Annotated in this window: 2 protein-coding genes; both read right to left on the reverse strand. The window is 42.5% G+C overall.

Annotation, left to right across the window (positions count from 1 at the left end; translation table 11 throughout):
- Window positions 1-150: 150 nt before the first annotated feature.
- Window positions 151-435, reverse strand: coding sequence for a putative quinol monooxygenase (locus R8N49_RS25900; protein ID WP_020838681.1), 285 nt, complete (start codon window positions 433-435; stop codon window positions 151-153).
- A 32-nt stretch (window positions 436-467) separates the two neighbouring features.
- A complete protein-coding gene (locus R8N49_RS25905; RefSeq protein WP_005460098.1) occupies window positions 468-863 on the reverse strand; it encodes a VOC family protein in 396 nt (131 codons plus the stop codon).
- Between the last annotated feature and the right edge of the window lie 3 nt (window positions 864-866).

The raw sequence follows: 866 nt of genomic DNA on the forward strand, positions 1-866 counted from the left end.
GCTTTGATCGCGAAGGCATTTCGATTCCTTTCCCACAACAAGATGTGCATTTGCACATGGTGGAGAAAAAAGACGCGTAATTGCGTGTTATCCAAATACGAAAAGGCACTCGATAAAGAGTGCCTTTTTATTTGCGGTAAGTTTTGTGTCTTACAGTTCGTTAAAGAACGCTAACTTCGGTTCGCATTCAAGCAAGTTTTCAATCTGGTTGATCAAACGTGCAAAGTGCTCAGTTTTACCGTGAAATTCGAACGCTTCTTGGTCTTTAAATTGCTCTTGAAAAACGAAGTGGCTCGCGTTGTCTTTATCTTGGAACAACTGATAACGAACACAACCTTCTTCATTACGAGTTGGCTCAAGCGCTTGGGTTAGCACTTCTTTCAGTTGTTGTTCTTTCCCCAGTTGTGCGTGAAAGGTAGCAGTCAAGTGAATCATAATTTTTACTCTTTTTTAATTATCGGTTTTAGTTATAGGTAGCGTCCCTGTCGTTGCAGGAACTCAATTTTGTAACCGTCAGGATCGGTGACAAAAAAGAAGGTCGCTAGGTGTTTTTGCTGGTGGTCAAACGCTTTGATGTCACCTGCTTCAATACCTAGAGATTTAATTCGTTTGTGAGCTTGTTCGATGTCGTCCACGCTAACGGCAAGGTGGCCGTAACCAGAACCGTGAGTATAAGGTTCGCTTTGGTCGTGGTTGTGGGTAAGTTCTAATTCAAAGCCTGTTTCTTCATTTGCTAGATAGGTTAGGGAGAAACCATCAAAAACGTATTGGTCTTTGATCTCTAGCTCAAGTGCGTCGCGGTAAAATTGTAGGGAACGGTCCAGATCGCGTACTCGGATCATGGTGTGTATCATTTTTGTCATGAG

This window comes from Vibrio sp. 1978 (assembly GCF_033344345.1).